We start from the raw sequence: 18185 nt of genomic DNA on the forward strand, positions 1-18185 counted from the left end.
GCCTAGTCCTTGTCGGCGTGCGTCATGGCGGTATAGAACAGCCACGACACCAGCAGGATGATCAGGAAGTACACCAGCGAAAACGCCGCGGCCGGCCCCAGGTCGAACTGCCCTACCGCCATGCGCGTGAGGGTCTGGCTGAGGAAGGTGGTGGCGTTGCCAGGCCCACCACCGGTCAGCACGAACGGCTCGGTGTAGATCATGAAGCTGTCCATGAAACGCAGCATCACTGCAATCAGCAGCACGTTCTTCAGCTTTGGCAGCTGGATATGGCGGAACACTGCCCAGGCCGAAGCTCGGTCGATGCGGGCAGCCTGGTAATAGACATCCGGGATGGCGCGCAGGCCCGAATAACACAGCAGCGCCACCAGCGACGTCCAGTGCCAGACGTCCATCACCAGCACCGTGAGCCAAGCATCGAACGGGTCGCCGGCATAGTTGTAGTTGACCCCAAGCTTGGCCAGCGTGGCACCGAGCAGGCCGATGTCGGCGCGGCCGAAGATTTGCCAGATGGTGCCGACCACGTTCCAGGGAATGAGCAGCGGAATAGCCATCACGATCAGGCAGACCGAGGCCATGCGCCCCTTGGTCGGCATTGTCAGGGCGATGGCGATGCCCAGTGGAATTTCGATCAACAGCACGCAACCGGAATAGATGAACTGGCGCAGCAAGGCATCGTGCAAGGCCGGGTCGCGCAACACCTGGCGGTACCAGTCGGCACCGACGAAATAGCGGTTGGACTGGTCGAAGATGTCCTGCACCGAATAGTTGACCACGGTCATCATCGGCACCACGGCGCTGAACGCCACCAGCACGAACACCGGCAGTACCAGCCACCACGCCTTGTTGTTGCGCACCTTGTTCATGGTCCGGCCTCCAGCAGTACATCGTCGACATACAGCATCAGCCACTGGCTCGGCAGGGTGACCCAGGCCTGCCCCGCCGGCAGCGGGCGATCCTCGCCCAGGCGCGCCTTGAGCGTGGCGCTGCCGAGCTGGAAGGTGACGATGCGGTAGGTGCCCAGGTCTTCGATATCCAGCACCTGCACGGCAAACGCGTTGTCGAGCGGGCCGTCCCAAAGCTGCACGAACTCCGGCCGGATGCCCACTTGCAGGCGCCCGCCGGCGGTTGCCGCCATGCGTTCGCGCAGGCCCTCGGGCAGCGTCAGGTGCAAGCCATCAAAGCTGACGCCATCGGCCTCGGCACGCACGTCGATGAAGTTCATGCCGGGGCTGCCAATGAAGTAGCCGACAAAGGTGTGCCGCGGGCGCTCGAACAACTCGCGCGGGGTGCCGAACTGGACGATGCGCCCGCCGTGCATCACCGCGATCTTGTCAGCGAAGGTCGAAGCCTCCAACTGGTCGTGGGTGACGTAGATCATGGTGATGTTGAACTGCTCATGGATCTGCTTGAGCTTGCGCCGCAGCTTCCACTTCAGGTGCGGATCGATCACCGTCAACGGCTCGTCGAAGAGGATCGCAGACACGTCATCGCGCACCAGGCCACGGCCCATCGAAACCTTCTGCTTCTCGTCGGCGCTGAGGTTGCGCGCCTTCTTTTTCAGCACAGCGGACAGGTCGAGTACCTCGGCGATCTCTTCGACCCGGGCACGCACCCTGCCCTCGTCCACGCCCTGGTTTCGCAGGGGGAAGGCCAGGTTGTCGAACACCGTCATGGTGTCGTACACCACCGGAAACTGAAACACCTGGGCGATGTTGCGCGCCTGCGGCGACAGCGCGTTCACGGGCTTGCCGTCGAACAGCACGTCGCCATGGGAGGGCGTAAGCAGCCCCGAAATGATATTGAGCAAGGTCGACTTGCCGCACCCGGAAGGCCCGAGCAAGGCATAGGCGCCGCCTTGCTCCCACACATGCTCCAGCGCGTGCAGGGCGTAGTCCGCCTCCGAGGTCGGTTGACGGCTGTAACTGTGCGCCAGCTGGCGCAGGCGGATCTCGGCCATCAGCGACTCCTCGCCTGACGCACGCCTGGAGCCTGCACCAAGGCTCCGGCAGCGTCGAAGACAAACAGCTTGTGCGTGGGGATGAACACGCGGATCGGGGTGTCCACCTGGTACTCGTGCACACCCGGCAGGTGCAGGGTCATCCGCCAGTGTTCATTGCGCACGTGGAGGAAGGTTTCCGAGCCACTGATCTCGGCCAGCTCCACCAGCACCGCCAGCTCCAGGTCATCATCATGGGTCGGCACCAGGGTGATGTGGCTGGGCCGCACGCCAAAGCGGTAGTCGCCATCGCCCAGGCGCTGCAGGTCGGCATTGCGGGCAAAGTGTACCGCCTGCGCCAGGCTCACCTCGTTGCCGGCGATGCGCCCAGGCACCAGGTTGATCGGCGGCTCGGAAAACAGCTCGGCGGCCAGCACGCTGCTGGGTTGCTGATAGACCGCAGCGGTCGGGCCGCTCTGCACGATGCGCCCCTCATGCAGGATCGTCGTGGTGCCGCCCAGCGCCAGCGCTTCGTTGGGCTCGGTGGTGGCGTACACGGCAATGCAATTACGCGCCGCAAACAACGCCCGCAGCTCTTGGCGCAGGCCTTCGCGCAGCTTGTAATCGAGGTTGACCAAGGGCTCATCGAACAGGATCAGCGAGGCGTCCTTGACCAGCGCCCGGGCCATCGCCGTGCGTTGCTGCTGGCCGCCGGACAGCTCCAGCGGCAACCGCTGCAGGTAGGCTTCGATGCGCAGCATCTCGGCGGTTTCCTGCACCCGCCGGCGAATTTCCGCTTCGGCCAGGCGCGCCTGGCGCAGGGGGGAGGCGATGTTTTCGTACACGCTCAAGGTCGGGTAGTTGATGAACTGCTGATACACCATCGATACGTTACGCAGGCGCACCGGCACCCCGGTGACATCGTTGCCGTCCAGCAGCACACGGCCTAGGTCCGGGCGGTCGAGCCCGGCCATCAGGCGCATCAGGCTGGTCTTGCCGGCCAGGGTGCGGCCGAGCAAAACGTTGAACGAACCCGGCTCGAAACGCAGGGACGCATCGACGATGCAGGCCTGGTTATCGACACTGCGGCTGACCTGCTCCAGCACCAAGGACATGGCGTGGCCTTTTTAGGATTGTTGTCCGCTGGGCAGAGCGAGTTTCGTGCCAGCCCGGCCTGAACGCTCTGCCGCGCGCCTTCACCGCGCAAGGTCAGCCATGGCCTGTTCACAGCTGAACACATTCGCTGCACAACTGAACACGCGAAGGTTTGACAATGAACAACGGTGGACAACACTGAACAGCGGTCGGCTGATAACAACAATCACACAGGACAGGCCCATGGCCGCATCCGCTTCGCCGCATGCCCAACTGATCCAGGCATCCTGGGCGCGTTGTCGCGACCACGGCCTGCAACCGCAAAGCCCACCCGATTTCGATTGCCTGCCGCCGGCCGAACTGAGCGCCCTGCTGGAGCGCCGCCAGGCCCTGCTGCGCCTGACACGCGAAGAGGTGCTGCCGCAGTACGCACACCTGCTGGGCAACGCCAGCTACCTGGTGATGCTGGCCGACGCCGGTGGCTGCCTGCTCGACAGCTGGGGTTCGCGGCGCTTCGTCGACCCGCGCCAGCGCCACGGCTTCAGTGCCGGCGCGCACTGGCACGAGCGCGGTGTGGGCACCAACGCACTCGGCACGGCGCTGGTCTGCGCCGAGGCAATTCATGTGGGCCAGGATGAACACTTCCTGCGCCAGAACCGCTACCTGTGCAGCGCTGCGGCGCCGGTGTTCGATGGCGAACGGCAGCTGGTCGGCGCGCTCGATGTGGCCAGCGACGGGTACTTGCCTGCCAGCCAGACGCTCGGCCTGGTACGGATGATGGGCCAGAGCCTGGAGAACCGTTTGATACTGGCGCAGCATGCCGACCACCACGCCCAACTGCTGTTCAACAGCGCCTCCGACAACCTCGACAGCCCCTGGGCGGGCTTGTTGGTGTTCGATGAGCGCGGCCAGGTCATTGCGGCCAATCACCGGGCCGACAGCCTGCTCGGCGACAACCCGCTGCGGCAAAACCTCGAGCAACTGTTCCAAGTCCCGTTGCAGCAGTTGCTAGCCCAGCCGCCGCAACAACCCTTCGCCTTGCAGGCCGCCGGGCGCCACCGCTTCCACTGCCAGTGGCAAGCGCCGCGCCACAGCCCCAAGCGCCCGGCCCCTGGCCCTGTCGACCCACGTATGGACAACGCCCTGGCCCAGGCCAGCCTGTTACTGGAAAAAGACATTCCGGTGTTGATCCAGGGCGAAACCGGGGTTGGCAAGGAAGTCTTCGTCGAGGCCCTGCACCGCGCCAGCCGCCGCGCCGGGCAGCCGCTGATTGCAGTCAACTGCGCGGCGATCCCCGCCGAGCTGGTCGAGTCGGAGCTGTTCGGCTATGACAAAGGGGCCTTTACCGGCGCCCACCACAAGGGCAACCCCGGGCTGATCCGCAAGGCCGACCACGGCATCTTGTTTCTCGACGAAATCGGCGACATGCCGCTGCCGACCCAAGCCCGGCTGCTGCGTGTGCTGCAATCGCGCAGCATCCAGCCATTGGGCAGCGGTGAGCCGGTGACCGTGGACATCCGCGTGGTTTCGGCCAGCAACCGCGACCTGGCCGAAGCCGTGCGCAACGGGCAGTTTCGCGAGGACCTCTACTACCGCGTGGCCGGGTTGACCCTGGTGTTGCCCGCCTTGCGCGAACGCAGTGATCGGCGCGCGCTGATTGAGCAGGTGCACGCCCGGCACCTCGCCCCCGGGCAACCCCGGCAACTGCCCCCGCACATACTCGACCTGCTGTTGCACCACCCCTGGCCAGGTAACCTGCGCCAGCTCAACAGCGTAGTGCAGGTGGCGCTGGCCCTCGCTGGCAGCCAGCCCATCGGCACCGAACACTTTTCAGCGTGTTTCCTTGCCCAGGCTGGCACACCTCGCGCTTGCCCGCCACCCGCCCCTGCCACGGACCTGGCCAACCTGCTGCACAGCTGTGGCGGCAATATCTCATCGCTGGCACGCCTGCTCGGCATCAGCCGCACCACCCTGTACAAACGCTTGCGTGAACAGGGGCTCGAACCCGCCCACCTGCAGGGTGGGCGCTGAAGGTGCTATCAGCATACTGAAGCCGGGCTAATGCGGGTCATTACCCTCGCTGCTCCAACCTGTCAGGAGCAGCCCATGAGCCACTTGCACCCCCATCACGTAGGCCTGATTCAACAGCGCCTGCCCGGCTGGCTTCGCCAGACTTCCCCGCATCAGCGCGAGGCCCTGAAAACCCACTTGCTGCACAGCCACCGCGCCACACGCGCACTGCAGAAGGCCCTTGCCCCGCTGCAATCGGTAGAGGCGTTCTGCCGACCGTTGTTGAAGGACGCACTCGCTCACTGGTACCCCGGCGTGTCGCTGCCCCCACTCGATACCACCGTGTTGACCGAGCGCACCACGGGCCATCTGCGCAGTCGGTCCTGGCTGGAAGCCGCCCTGCAGAACCTGCAAGCGGACACGCCGGTACGCCTCTATGCCAATCAGGATGCGCCTGAACTGGAACAGCTCGACACCGTGCGATTCGTGAAAGGCGTACGGCGCCTCGACCTTGGCCAGCGCTACCTGGACCACCTGCGCGAGCACGTCGACACCGCTGATTTTCGCGCGTTGCTGCGTGAGCAGGACCGCGCCGCCTTCGCGGCCGAATTGTTATCAGCGCAACTGCAAGGGCACATCGACAGCCGCGGCGAAGCCTTGGGCGAGGCCGCGCTTGCTGGCGCGCGCGAGGTACAGACGCTCGGCGGGGCGAGACGCCTGCAATGTGGCTACCTGAGCCTGCTCGGTTTCCCGCTGAGTGGCGCCCTGCTGCTGCGACTCGAGCCACACGGGCAGACCGAACCGTGCCTGCTTTACCTGCCCGGGGACACCCAAGGCGCCCTGCACCAGTACTCGTCCTTGCAGGCCGTCGGCACAGCACTCACGAAGCGGCTATGGGAGGAGCCTTTTCGTGTGTATTTCAAACGCTTTGTCAGCCACGCGCAGCAACCCGCCTTCGCCGCCCGCTTGCGGCACATACTCTACCCGCGCTACCCCTACGCAGCGCTGTACCCGACCCCGCCTACACTGGAGAAAGGTGAGTCATTCAACTGGATCAACCGGCTGTTCCCCTCGCCCCACGACCTGTGGCAAGAAACCCTGGATAAGAACGCCCGCCTACCACTGGACTTCACGCCGTGGCCCGGCGAATGCTTCACCGCCAGGGCCAGCAACCAGGTGCAAACCACCTTGGCAGATGCCGTGACACTGGCTGTGCCCACGGCGCAGTTCGACGCGGCGGCGCAAACTGCCCGGCTGCTCGGTTGGCTGGGTGTGGGGCTGACTGTACTGAATGTGGCCAGCTTCTTCGTGCCTGCCTTGGGCGAGGTGATGCTAGTGGTCGGCGGGGCGCAAATCGTGGGCGAGTTCCTCGAAGGCGTCCATGCGCTGAACGAAGGCGAAACCGAGGCCGCCATCAGCCATCTGTTCGGTGTGCTCAACAGCCTGCTGCAGGTTGCGGCACTGGGTGCCGTGCACAGCGCGGTCCAGCTGGCAGGCCCCCTTGAAAACTGGACACGCCTCCCCGGCAGAACAGGCCAGCGCCTGTGGCACGGCGACCTGCGCCCCTTCACCCGCGAGGCGCCCTGGCCGCCAGGCACCCCTGGAGCGGATGGCTTGCACCACTGGCAGGGCCAACCGTGGATCAACCTGGAGGGCAAGGCCATGCCGCTGGAAAAAGCCCCCGACAGTCGCTGGCAGCTGGCACACGCGAAAGGCCATCAACGCGCCCCTCGCCTGCTCGGCAATGGCCAGGTGCCGTGGTTGCTGGAGCACGAACAGCCCTTGGCGTGGGACGCGGCCAAACTGGTGCGGCGCATCGCCAACAGCGGCCCAGCGGTGAGTGATGAAACCCTGCTGCGCGCACTGCACTGCAGTGGTTTCAGCGAAGCAGCCGTGCGCCGCGTGGTGGTCGATCAGGAAGCCGCCCCCGCCCTGCTGCTCGACTGTTTGCAAGCACTGGGCGCCACCGATACCCCCTCGGCAGCCAGCACTGACGCCGCCACCTTGCTGCTTGGCCGGGACTTCCCGTCCCTTAGCCGCAGAGCCAAGGCCGAGATCCTTGCCAACACCCGTACCAAGGATTTGGCCCTTGGCCAACGAAGGGGCCGATTGCCGCTCTCGGTAGCCGAAACAGCCCGTGCCTACCAGCACGAAGCCCGTCTGGACCGTGCGCTGCTGCGCTTCTATCAGCACAGCGGCCCGGTGCAGGACCGTGATGCCCTGGCCGTGGGTTTTCTGCGACGGCTAGCGGGTTGGACGGGCGAGGTGTACCTCGAATTGCGAGAGGGCAACCTGCAAGGCCCACGACTGCAGGGCACTGACGCCCAGGGACGAGCCGGCAAAACCGTGGTGCGCGATGATCGGGGCTACCAACCCTACGACGAACACGGCCAACCGCTGGCCGGCCACACGACGCTCTACCAGGCCATTCTCAACGCCCTGCCTGACAGCGAGCGCATCGCCCTTGGCTTGCAGATACATGACCCGCTGCCCTTGCGTGACGCCCTGTTCGAACAGGCCGCCGGCAACCGCACGTACGCCGCCAAGCAATTAGGTATGGCGCCTGTGCGCACCCTGTATCGGCGGCCCACACGGCTCGCGCCGGGCGGCCGTGTCGGCTACCCCCTCAGCGGCCGTGGCCGGGGCTGGCTGAATGACGACGAGCTGTTCGACACGCTGTACCCAAGCCGCCACCCCGGTGACCGCGAGTGGCTGCGCCAGCGCTTGCGCCTGGAGGCCGGTGAAAGCCCAGGCGCCTTTACCCGGCTGCTCGAACAGTTGCGCGAAGAGTACCAGCGCCTGAACACCACACTGGATGGCTGGGTAAATGACACAGAAGGCCTGGCGATGGACACCCTCGAACAACGCACCGCTGCGCGGACGGAGGCCGCACGGCGCATACGCCAGGCCTGGCGCAGGGAAGGCGTGGAGGCCGATCAGCTGGAACTGGCACTGGAAGCCCAGGACCTGGGCGCATTGCCGACCTTACCCACGCGCCTGGAGCACGTCCGGTGGCTGACGGTCGTCGACTCACCCCATGGCGAAGCGATCAACCTCGATGGCTTCCTGCAGGCCTTCCCTGGCGTGCGTAACCTGGACCTGGCCAGCAACAGGCTGCGTTTGCTGCCCGGCGCCCTGGCCCAGATGGCGGAACTGGAAACCCTGGACCTGCAGTGCAACGTCGTGGCTTTGCAGGAGGCACACAATATCGATCTACTGACGCGCCTGCCCCGCCTGCAGCGGCTCAACCTCTCTGGCGGCCTGGAGAGCCTGCCGGTCGCCGCTCTGCAGCGGCTCGGCCAGTTGCAGCACCTGTACGCGCTGAGGGCCGACTTGAACAGGCTCGCACTGCAAACCGAACACTTCGAGGCGTTGCAAGGCTGGCCCGCGCTGGCCGAATTGAGCCTGGGCTCGTGCGAAATCACCCTCACCGCAGAAAGCCGCGCGGCGCTGGGCCGCCTCAACCAGCTGCACTCGCTGCGCCTAGGGGAAAACCCACTGCAGTTGGCACCCGACGTGACCGGCTGGCAGCACCTGCAAACCCTAGACCTCGACCGCGCCGGTATCACCCAATGGCCCGAAGGCCTGCCAGGCTTGATGAATCAACGCCCACTCGTGCTGCGCTCGCTCGACCTCAGTGGCAACCGGTTGGTCGATGCACCCGAATTGCACGACACGGCGTTCGCTGAAGCGATACGTAGCGGGGATGAAGGCACCTATTACGACTTCGACGACAACCCCTTCAGTGAGCAGGCTCAACGCAGCCTGTTCGGCGCAGGGCTGACGGCCATCCCGGACATAGAAGCCCTGGAGGACGAGGCCTGGGTGATCGAATTGCCCCCCGAGCTTGAGGCACACCGCGAGGCCAATGCCGAAGACGCTGAGTGGGCGCCCGTGTACCGCCTGACCGAACGCATGGCGCAAACGCCGGAGTACCTGGCTAACCCGGTGCGCACGCGTGAGCGCATCGTGCATGTACTGCGCACGCTCACCCGCGAAGACGTCGGTGACGCGGGCTGGGGCCTCGCCGAACTGCGTGAGCAAGTACTCACCGAGATCAACGACGCAGCCGAGGCCTGCGTGGACCAGGCCAGCCTGCTGTTCCAGCGGGTCGAAACGCAGGTGTCGGTGTGGCGTAGCGTGGCTGCCGCACACCCCGGCGCCACCGACGAAGCGGTCGCTGTGTCCGTCGCCACTGGCCTGGCCCGCCAGGGCCGCCTGGATGAACGCATAGGCGCCCTGTACAACGCTCGCCGGGCACGCCGGCAGGCCTTGAGCGATGCGCAAAACGACAGCGAACGCCAGGCCGCACCAGCCCTGGTGGCGGAAGACGATTTGAGCGATGCACACCTGAGCGACCCACAAACACCGCCCGACGAAATTGAAATCGCCCTGGTCGCACGCATCGCCCTGCGCGAACGCCTGGGCCTGCCCGAACAACCTGGGCAGATCGCCTTTGGCTACCTGGCGCAACTGAGCGAGGCCACCCTGCAACGCCTGGCCCTGGCAGTCGAAACTGAGGCGGATGCTGCCTTCCTGGCACGCTGGACGAGTGAGCAACCCTTCTGGCGCGCCTGGGTTCGGCGGCTACGGCCTGAGCCATTCGAAACGCTCGCACGTGACTGGGAGGCTGCTTCGGAGTACTACACCGAGTTGAGTGAACCCACCACCGCGCCCGGTGCCTACCGCGGGCCCGCTGTTCCGTTGGCGTTCATCACCGCGCTGGAGCGCGAGACCCACACCGTACCGGGGCTGGCATGGCGGGTGGAGGGCACCTTGCAGCGCATCGACCTGGTGTCGGGGCGCTACAGTGGCGAAGACGAGCTTTACGCGCTGGCTGGCCGCCTGCTGCTCAGCACCCGCCAGCAGGCGCGAGACCAGCTCTACCGGCAGTTGACCCAGGCTCTGTTCCAGGCCGCCTGACGTACAGCGGGTGGCAGGCCCCCTGCAGGGCGTGTCGCCCGCAGCCGATTCGGCTGCAAGCGCTTGGACTTCAGCCTTTAACGCTGCGCCATTGCTCAGGCTGCCGATACCCCTGCGCCCAGGCCAGAACTTCACTCGCCGGCATCGGCCTGGCGATGAAATACCCCTGCGCCAGCTCGCAACCCAGTGCCATCAGCACCCGCCCATGCTCGACACTCTCCAGGCCTTCGGCAACCACCTCGCGGCCAAACGCACGCGCCAGCCCGATCACCGCCCCGGTCAGGGCCAGGTCATCCTGGTCATGGAGAATGTCGCGCACGAACGATTTGTCAATCTTGATGGTCTGGGTCGGCAAGCGCTTGAGGTAGCTCAGCGACGAATAGCCGGTGCCGAAATCGTCCAGCGAAAAGCGCACGCCCAAGGCCCGGCAGGCATCCAGGCACCGGCTGACATGCTGCAGGTTGTCGATGGCCACCGACTCGACGATTTCCAAGTCCAGCCGGGCCGGGTCAACCCCGGGGTGCTCCGCCAGCAACTGTTCCAGGCGTTCGACGAAATCACTGCGCTGCAAATGCCGCGCAGCAATGTTGACACTCACCGACCACGGCTGCCCCTGCCCTTGCCAGGTCTGCAACTGGCTCAGCGCCTGGTGGATCACCCATTCGCCAATTTCGATGATCAGGTCGGTCTGTTCCACCAACGGCAGGAACTCGCCCGGCGGCACCAGGCCACGGCCCGGCCGTTGCCAGCGCAGCAACGCCTCGAAACCCAGCACCTCACCGCTGCGCAGGTTGACCTTGGGCTGGTAGTAAAGGCACAGCTCGCGATTGCGCAGTGCCCGACGCACCCGTGTCACAGTCTGGTGGGTGGCCTTGAGTTCCTGCTCCTGGGACACATCGAACACGTGGTAACGGTTGCGCCCACGCTGCTTGGCCACATACATGGCCTGGTCGGCGTGACGCACCAGGGTATCGGCGTCCTCATCGTCGAGCGGGTACAGCGTGACGCCAATACTGGCGCTCAACGAGAGGGTGTGCTCGCGCACCACATAGGTGGCCGCCAGCGCCCGCAGCACCCGGCACAGGGCCGCATGCAACTGGCGGTCGTCGCTGACATTGCGCAGGATCAGCACAAACTCGTCACCCGACAACCGGGCCACGGCATCCCCCCCGCGCAAGATGCCCTTCAAGCGCTGCGCCACTTCGACCAGCAACAGGTCGCCAGTGGCATGCCCGTAGCCATCGTTGACCGCCTTGAAGCCATCCAGGTCGAGCATGCACACCGCCAGCGGGATGTCTTCACGGCGCGAGAACGCCAGTGCCTGATTGAGCAGGTCGGACAGGTAGGCGCGGTTGGGCAGCCCGGTCAGCACATCGTGCCCCACCCGCCATTGCAAGGTGTGCAGCAATTGGCGCTTCTCGGTGACGTCGAAGCGGATCGACACATACTTGCGCACCTTGCCGGTCAGCGGGTCGACCAGCGGCACCATGGTGCTGTCGACCCAGTACAACGAACCGTCCTTGGCGCGGTTGCAGATCTCGCCCTTCCACACCTTGCCCGCCGTTAGCGCCCGCCACATGCCGAGGAAGAATTCCGGCTCGTGCAGGCCGGAATTCAGAATGCGGTGGTTGGCGCCCAGCAGTTCGTCGCGGCTGTAACCGGAGATGCTGCAGAACTGCTGGTTGACGTAAGTGATGCAGCCACGCAGGTCGGTTTCGGAAAAGATCGCGGCCGCGTCCACGGCCGCGCGATAGTTATCGTCCATAAGCATCCTGCCCTAACGGTTGAAGCGCTCCACGAGGGCGCGCAATCCGGCGCACACCTCTTCCAGCTCGGCACCGCGCGAGGCGGCAGCGTTGGCGCTATGGGCGCTGTGCTGGGCAATGCCCGCCACACCGTTGATCTGCCGCGACACCTCTTCAGCCACGGCAGACTGCTGCTGCGAGGCTGTGGCCATCTGCTGGCTCATGCCGCTGATGCGTTGCACCGCTTCACGAATACCGTGCAGCGCCTGTTGGGCCTCCTGCACCTGGGCAACGCCCTGCTCGGCGCCCTGAATGCCTTGGCTGGCAATGGCCACGGCTTCTTCAGCACCGCTGCGCAGGCCATCGATAATGGCCTGGATATGCAACGTCGACTGCCGGGTCTTGTCGGCCAACGCCCGCACCTCGTCGGCCACCACGGCAAAGCCACGGCCCTGCTCACCGGCACGGGCGGCCTCGATAGCGGCATTGAGCGCCAGCAGGTTGGTTTGCTCGGCAATGCCCCGGATCATCCCCGTCGCCTCGGCGATGGCGCCGGTCTGACCAGCCAGGTGGGTGACCGCCTGGTTGATCTGGTCCACGGTGCCGGCCAGGGCGCGGATCGCCGTGCCGCTGGCATCGGCCACGCGGCTGCCCTGCTCGGCCAGCAGGTGCGCGGTATGCGCCTCGGCGGCGGTGAGTTGCACATGGTTGACCACCTCGCCGATCGAGGCGGTCATCTCGGCCATCGCGGTTGCGCTCAGGTCGGTTTCGGCGCGCTGCTCCAGCAGGGCCGTTTCGGTACCGCGCGACAGACGCCCAGCATCGTGCGCGGCTACTGCCATCTGCGTGGCCAGGTCGCTGAGCCGGGTCAACGCGGTTTTCAGGCGCGCCTCTTCACCAATCAAAATTAGCTGCAGTTGCCCGGCGGCGCCCGGCAGGTCGCTGTAGGTCAACGCCGCGGTGGGGTCGGCGAAGGTGCCTTCGGCGCCCTGGATGACCCGCCGCAACTGGCGGCCCAAGTCGTTGCGCATCCACAGGCCATAGGCCGCGAACAACGCAAGGGTTAGGCCCTGCCCGGGCCAGCCTGGCCAGAACTGGTTGGCGCTCACCGCCAACACCCCACCCAGCAGCGGCAAGGCCATGGCCTGGCCCAGCAACGCCAGGCGGCGGCCGTACGACAGCGGCGCCTGGCCCTGACGCAGTCGCGCATACAGGGCCTCGGCACGGCTGACTTGTTCGCGAGTCGGGCAGACCCGTACCGATTCGTAGCCGATCACCCGGCCGTCTTCAAGGATCGGCGTGACGTAGGCATTGACCCAGTAGAAGTCGCCATTGCGGCAGCGGTTCTTGACGATGCCCATCCAGCTTTTGCCGGCTTTGAGGTAGCGCCACATCAATGCGTACACCGCTGGCGGCATGTCGGGGTGGCGCACCAGGTTGTGCGGGCTGCCGATCAGCTCGGCCTCGCTGTAACCGCTGATGGCGGCAAATTCGGGGTTGCAGTAGGTAATGTGGCTGGCGGTGTCGGTGGCGGAAATCAGCCGCTGACCCGAGGGGAAACGTTGCTCGACCGGGGTTACCGGGAGATTGAGACGCACGATGAGACTCCATTCACTGACGAACCGGCACCCTGCCCATCGACGACCATCGGAACCGATACGCAGCGATCCGCTCCAATGTGCACATGCGCTTCCAGCCATACCGGCATGAGGCCGAATGACACTGGAAACTCGACGATGACTGTCCGGTCAAGCCGCGAATTCTACGAAATTCATCACATAAATCAAATAAAGGTGATCGATCATGGCGTTGCGCCATGCGGATAGATATCGTTAAGTTCTTGATTCTAAATGGGAATTAAGTGATGACGAGATCAGCTCTGGGTTTTGCCCTGCGCCGCTACCGCAAGCTGGCGGGTCTGACCCAGGCACAATTCGCCGAGCGAACCGGCTTCGACCCCAAGACCATCAGCCGTTTCGAGACCGGCGCCTACACCCCCAGCGTCGATGCGCTCATGGCCTTCGCAGGCGTACTGGGTATCAAACCCAAGGACTTCTTCGCCGAACCGGACGACGAAGAGGAGCAGCGCGCCTATCTGTTCGGTGTCATCCACAACGCCCCGCCCAAAGATCTTGGCAAGCTGATTGCAGCAGTGGACCAGGCGTTGGCCAAGCCCTGACCTGATTCATCGGTTTACCTGGGGGCGCTGTTCAGCCCCGATAAATGGCATGCACCGAATTAGAGCCTGGCAGGGCCAATTGCCCCACAACTGGTCAGACCGGTAAGGCCAAAATCACTTGCAATGTAGGATTTTTCGCGCTTTTATGGCCTCGCGCTGAACAAACCGGTAAGACCACAATAATTAAGTCCTGCGCTCTTTGACCCTCTCGGCATCGAAGCAAGGACACCGACCAGAGATCACTCCCATGCTCAAATGGTGCTCGCGTTCGATCTTCCTGCAAGTCGTGCTGGGCCTTGCCCTCGGCATTGCCTGCGGCCTCAGCTTCCCCGAAGTCTCCCTGCAACTCAAACCCCTCGGTGACGGCTTTATCAAGCTGATCAAGATGCTCATCGGCTTGATCGTCTTCTGTGTGGTGGTCAGCGGTATCTCCGGTGCTGGCGACTTGAAAAAGGTCGGGCGGATCGGCCTGAAATCAGTCATCTACTTCGAAGTACTGACCACCATCGCCTTGGTGATCGGCCTGGTGTTCGCCTTCACCAGCGGCATTGGCAGCGGTGCCAACATCCACCTGGACCAGTTGTCCAGCGCCGACGCCAGCAGCCTGGCCGAGCGCGGCCAGCACATCCATGGCGCCACCGCATTCTTCATGGACCTGATCCCGACGTCGGTGATCGGCGCCTTTGCTGACAACAACATCCTGCAGGTGCTGCTGTTCTCGGTGCTGTTCGGCAGCGCGCTGAACCTGGTGGGCGACTCGGCGGCAGGTATTTCGCGGCTGATCAACGAACTTAGCCACGTGATCTTCCGTATCATGGGCATGATCGTGCGCCTGGCGCCCATTGGTGTGTTCGGCGCAATCGCCTTCACCACCAGCAAATATGGCCTCGAGTCGCTGCAGCACCTGGGTGGCCTGGTGGCACTGTTCTACCTGACCTGCGCCGGCTTCGTGCTGATTGTCCTCGGTACCGTCATGCGCCTGTCGGGGCTGAAACTGCTGCCCCTGATCAAATACCTGCGTGAAGAGCTGACCATCGTCCTCGGCACCGCCTCTTCCGACGCCGTGCTGCCGCAGATCATGCGCAAGCTCGAGCACCTGGGCATCGGTACCTCCACCGTCGGCCTGGTGATCCCGACCGGCTACTCGTTCAACCTCGACGGTTTCTCCATCTACCTGACCCTGGCCATCGTGTTCATCGCCAACGCCACCGGCACGCCACTGGAGATGACCGACCTGTTGACCATCCTGCTGGTCTCGCTGGTGACTTCCAAGGGCGCTCATGGCATCCCAGGCTCGGCGCTGGTGATCCTCGCTGCCACCTTGACCGCCGTGCCGGCGATTCCGGTGGTGGGCTTGGTGCTGGTGTTGGCGGTGGACTGGTTCATGGGTATCGGCCGGGCACTGACCAACCTGATCGGCAACTGCGTGGCCACCGTGGCCATCGCGCGCTGGGAGAAGGACATCGACCTGGAGCGCGCGCAGAACGTACTCGCTGGCAAACCCGGTTTTGCCCACACGCCCCGCAAGCAGCCCAACATCCATCAACAGGAATTCTGATCGAACGCGGCCGGCGATGACGCCGGCCCTTCCAGGAGCGAACCGTGATCAGCTCATCGACCGTCGTCAACTCAGTGGTGGAAAAACTCCGCCAAGCCCTGGCCCGAGGCCAGTGGCGCTCCGGCGATATGCTGCCTGGCCAGCGCGAACTGGCCGAACAACTGGGCATCAGCCGCCCCAGCCTGCGCGAAGCCGTCACCGTGCTGGAAACCCTGGGCCTGGTGCGCGCGCTGCCCGGTAAAGGCGTGCTGGTGCTGGATGCCGATGCTGCCATGCAGGAGCCGAGCATCGACACCAGCGCGTCGGCCAGCCTGGCCGATGTACTGGAGCTGCGCTACACCCTCGAGCCCTTCATCGTCGGCCTGGTCGCGCAATCGGCCAACAGCCACGACATCGGCCAATTGCGCCTGACGCTGATGGACATGCGCGAAGCGCTGGAGGCCGATGACAGCGAAGCCGGGGTCAGAGCCTACATCGCCTTGCATGAGGCGCTGTTCGCCCTGACCACCAATCCGATCTTCCAGAGCGTGGTGCAGCAGACCAGCAACGCCCTCAAGCAGAGCGCCGACATGCTGCGCAACTCGCCCGAACACCTGGCCGCACGGCTGAAGGAAAACGATGCCGTGGTGCGCGCCATCCGCGAACGCAACAGCGCCGAGGCCAGCGCCCAGATGCGCCAGCACATCCTTGCCGAAGGCCAGCGCATGGGCATCCAACTCAACATCCCGGACGAACACCCCCGCCCTTGACCCAGGAGAGCGACCATGACTGCCTGCGCCCACGCCGCCCCCCGCCTGCCTGCCTTGCTCGCCGCCGGCGAAACTCGCCTGTCGGCCGACCAGATCTACCCACGGCTGTTCGACGCAATCCTTGAACAGCGCTTGCCGCCAGGTGCGCTGCTGCCCGAGCAGGCCTTGGGCCATGCCTTTGGTGTCAGCCGCACGGTGATACGCCGGGTGCTCGGCCGCCTGTCGGACCAACAGGTGGTGGTTCAGCGCCCCAGCCACACCGCGCACCTGGCCGCACCCGACCCCGACCAGGCGCGCCAGGTGCTCAGTGCCAGGCGCCTGGCCGAAACCACCTTGATCACCCTCGCCGCGCAACGCGCCCGGCCGGCGCAGATCCGCCAGCTGCGCCTGCTGGTCGAGCGGGAGCGCCAACACCACGAAAACGGTGAGCGCTGCGCGGCCATCCGCCTGGGCGGCGAGTTTCACCTGAAGCTCGCGCAGGTCGCCGCCAACGCCCCGCTGGCGCGGTTTCTCAACGGTTTGGTGCCGATGACCTCGCTGATCATCGCCCGCTATGAGTCGCCCTGCTGCGACCACTGTGCCTGGGAAGAACATGCGGCGATCATCGATGCGGTCGAGGCAGGTGATGCCCCCGCAGCGTTGGCGTTGATGCACGAGCACCTGGACCGGCTGCAAGACAAGCTCGACCTGGGCTGAGTTTTTTGTCGTTGTAGGAGCGGCCTTGCGTCGCGAATGGGCTGCAAAGCGGCCCCCTGCAATGTTTCGGTGAGGCTGAAATCCTGGGGCTGCTTCGCAGCCCTTTCGCGACGCAAGGCCGCTCCTACTGGCAGCCTTCTCTCTATACTCGAGAAACCACCCCAGCCTCTACCCAGGGAGGCGGCCGCGTGAGCTCGCGTATCCCCTTACTGCTACTGTGCCTGTTGCTGGCCCTCGGCGGCTGTGCGAGCAAGCGCCCGCCCGCCCCGCCACCGCCCGCCGTGCTCACCCCCGCTGCCTGGCAGCGCATCGACCAGGACCTGATCGAGGCCTCGGTCGGTGCCGCCGGGTCGGCCAACGACTACGCCCGCCGCTCGATGCGGGTGTGGAAGGAGCAGGTGCAGCAACGCACCGAGAGCGACTTCATCCCCTGGTTCACCGGCTACTGGACCCAACAATGGCTGACCCTCAAGGTCGCCTGGTACAAGATCGACAGTGGCGAGGGCCGTGAGCCTGCAGAAAAACGCCTGGCGCTATACCTGCAGGAGCAGTACCACGAACGGGTGATCGAGCCCGTGGCCGAGCAGATCAACCCCGAGGGCATTCGCGACCGGGCCTGTGAACTGTACGTGCAACTGTTCGGCCAGCAACTGCCTGGCATCATCGCCCGCTACAACGCACCGGCTGAGCAATTCAGCCAGCGCCTCAACCGGATACCTGCCATCGCTCTGGGCCCGCCCGCTGCACGCAACGCCAGCCTCTACCAACTGCTGCGGGCCAAGTCGCTGGACCAACAACCGGCCTGGCAAGCCATGCGTGAGCATTTGCACCAACAAGCCAGCAAAGGCCCGGGGCAGACCGACGTGGGCCTGTCGTCGGTGGCCACCCGCGCCAGCGAGAAGCTCGGCGCCACCCTGGCCCCACGCGGCATCGCCAGTGCCGTGGCCTCTGCGGTGGGCAAGGTGGCTGGGGCGATGATCTCGGTGGCGGCAACCGGGTACGGCATGATCACCCACGGCCGTGAACAACCGCAGATGGTCGAACAGTTGCGGGTGATCCTCAACGTGGCGCTGAACCAGGAATGGCAGGAGTTGATGGAGAACCGCCAGAGCGGGGCGATGGCGGGGGTGTATTACCTGTCGGGGCAGGTCGAGGACAGTTTGCTGGCCAGTGCGCCGCGGCCGGTGGAGCAGCCGATAGCGCCGCAGGCGGAACAGCGGCAGGCGCCTTTGTTGATACGCCTGCCGCCTTAGGGGTTGCTTGTGCGGGCCTCTTCGCAGCACAAGGCTGC

General features: G+C 65.1%; 12 protein-coding genes and 1 pseudogene. 7 read left to right on the plus strand and 6 right to left on the minus strand.

Going from position 1 to position 18185, the window contains the following annotated elements:
* Positions 1 to 2: 2 nt before the first annotated feature.
* From HU764_RS17140 to HU764_RS17150, 3 genes are read right to left on the minus strand one after another with little or no spacing between them, the layout of a single operon-like run.
* Complete coding sequence (locus tag HU764_RS17140; RefSeq protein WP_099453466.1) at positions 3 to 866, minus strand: carbohydrate ABC transporter permease; 864 nt, start codon at positions 864 to 866, stop codon at positions 3 to 5.
* Positions 863 to 1960, minus strand: coding sequence for an ABC transporter ATP-binding protein (locus HU764_RS17145; RefSeq protein WP_186683110.1), 1098 nt, complete (start codon positions 1958 to 1960; stop codon positions 863 to 865). The genes HU764_RS17140 and HU764_RS17145 overlap by 4 nt, the downstream gene beginning before the upstream one ends.
* Positions 1960 to 3054 carry an ABC transporter ATP-binding protein gene (locus tag HU764_RS17150; protein ID WP_186683112.1) on the minus strand — a complete coding sequence of 365 codons (1095 nt, stop codon included), beginning with the start codon at positions 3052 to 3054 and terminating at the stop codon, positions 1960 to 1962. Before HU764_RS17150 ends, HU764_RS17145 begins: the two co-directional genes overlap by 1 nt.
* A 223-nt stretch (positions 3055 to 3277) precedes the next feature.
* Between HU764_RS17150 and HU764_RS17155 the strand changes: the two genes are divergently transcribed.
* Both HU764_RS17155 and HU764_RS17160 read left to right on the plus strand, forming a co-directional pair.
* Complete coding sequence (locus HU764_RS17155) at positions 3278 to 5065, plus strand: sigma-54-dependent Fis family transcriptional regulator (RefSeq protein WP_186704200.1); 1788 nt, start codon at positions 3278 to 3280, stop codon at positions 5063 to 5065.
* A gap of 75 nt (positions 5066 to 5140) precedes the next feature.
* A complete protein-coding gene (locus HU764_RS17160; RefSeq protein ID WP_186704201.1) occupies positions 5141 to 9967 on the plus strand; it encodes a dermonecrotic toxin domain-containing protein in 4827 nt (1608 codons plus the stop codon).
* 70 nt (positions 9968 to 10037) lie between these two features.
* Here the strand turns inward: HU764_RS17160 and HU764_RS17165 are convergent, their stop codons facing one another.
* The 3 genes and pseudogenes from HU764_RS17165 to HU764_RS28145 all read right to left on the minus strand — a co-directional run.
* Positions 10038 to 11732 (minus strand): putative bifunctional diguanylate cyclase/phosphodiesterase, encoded by a 1695-nt coding sequence (locus HU764_RS17165; RefSeq protein ID WP_186683118.1) that lies wholly within the window; start codon positions 11730 to 11732, stop codon positions 10038 to 10040.
* Between the two features lie 12 nt (positions 11733 to 11744).
* A complete protein-coding gene (locus HU764_RS17170; protein WP_371097562.1) occupies positions 11745 to 12854 on the minus strand; it encodes a methyl-accepting chemotaxis protein in 1110 nt (369 codons plus the stop codon).
* A gap of 126 nt (positions 12855 to 12980) precedes the next feature.
* Positions 12981 to 13412, minus strand: a pseudogene (locus HU764_RS28145) (PAS domain-containing protein); the annotation flags it as partial.
* 164 nt (positions 13413 to 13576) lie between these two features.
* Between HU764_RS28145 and HU764_RS17175 the strand changes: the two are divergent.
* The 5 genes from HU764_RS17175 (at position 13577) to HU764_RS17195 (ending at position 18147) form a co-directional block, all read left to right on the plus strand.
* Positions 13577 to 13891, plus strand: coding sequence for a helix-turn-helix domain-containing protein (locus HU764_RS17175; RefSeq protein ID WP_186683120.1), 315 nt, complete (start codon positions 13577 to 13579; stop codon positions 13889 to 13891).
* A 247-nt stretch (positions 13892 to 14138) separates the two neighbouring features.
* On the plus strand, positions 14139 to 15449 hold the full coding sequence (locus HU764_RS17180; protein ID WP_027593968.1) for a C4-dicarboxylate transporter DctA: 1311 nt from the start codon (positions 14139 to 14141) through the stop codon (positions 15447 to 15449).
* Between the two features lie 44 nt (positions 15450 to 15493).
* Positions 15494 to 16198, plus strand: coding sequence for an FCD domain-containing protein (locus tag HU764_RS17185; RefSeq protein WP_186683123.1), 705 nt, complete (start codon positions 15494 to 15496; stop codon positions 16196 to 16198).
* A gap of 15 nt (positions 16199 to 16213) precedes the next feature.
* On the plus strand, positions 16214 to 16894 hold the full coding sequence (locus HU764_RS17190) for a GntR family transcriptional regulator (RefSeq protein ID WP_027593970.1): 681 nt from the start codon (positions 16214 to 16216) through the stop codon (positions 16892 to 16894).
* A 188-nt stretch (positions 16895 to 17082) separates the two neighbouring features.
* On the plus strand, positions 17083 to 18147 hold the full coding sequence (locus HU764_RS17195; RefSeq protein ID WP_186704202.1) for a hypothetical protein: 1065 nt from the start codon (positions 17083 to 17085) through the stop codon (positions 18145 to 18147).
* The last annotated feature ends 38 nt before the right edge of the window (positions 18148 to 18185 follow it).

The organism is Pseudomonas kermanshahensis (assembly GCF_014269205.2).
Taxonomy (GTDB): Bacteria; Pseudomonadota; Gammaproteobacteria; order Pseudomonadales; family Pseudomonadaceae; genus Aquipseudomonas; species Aquipseudomonas kermanshahensis.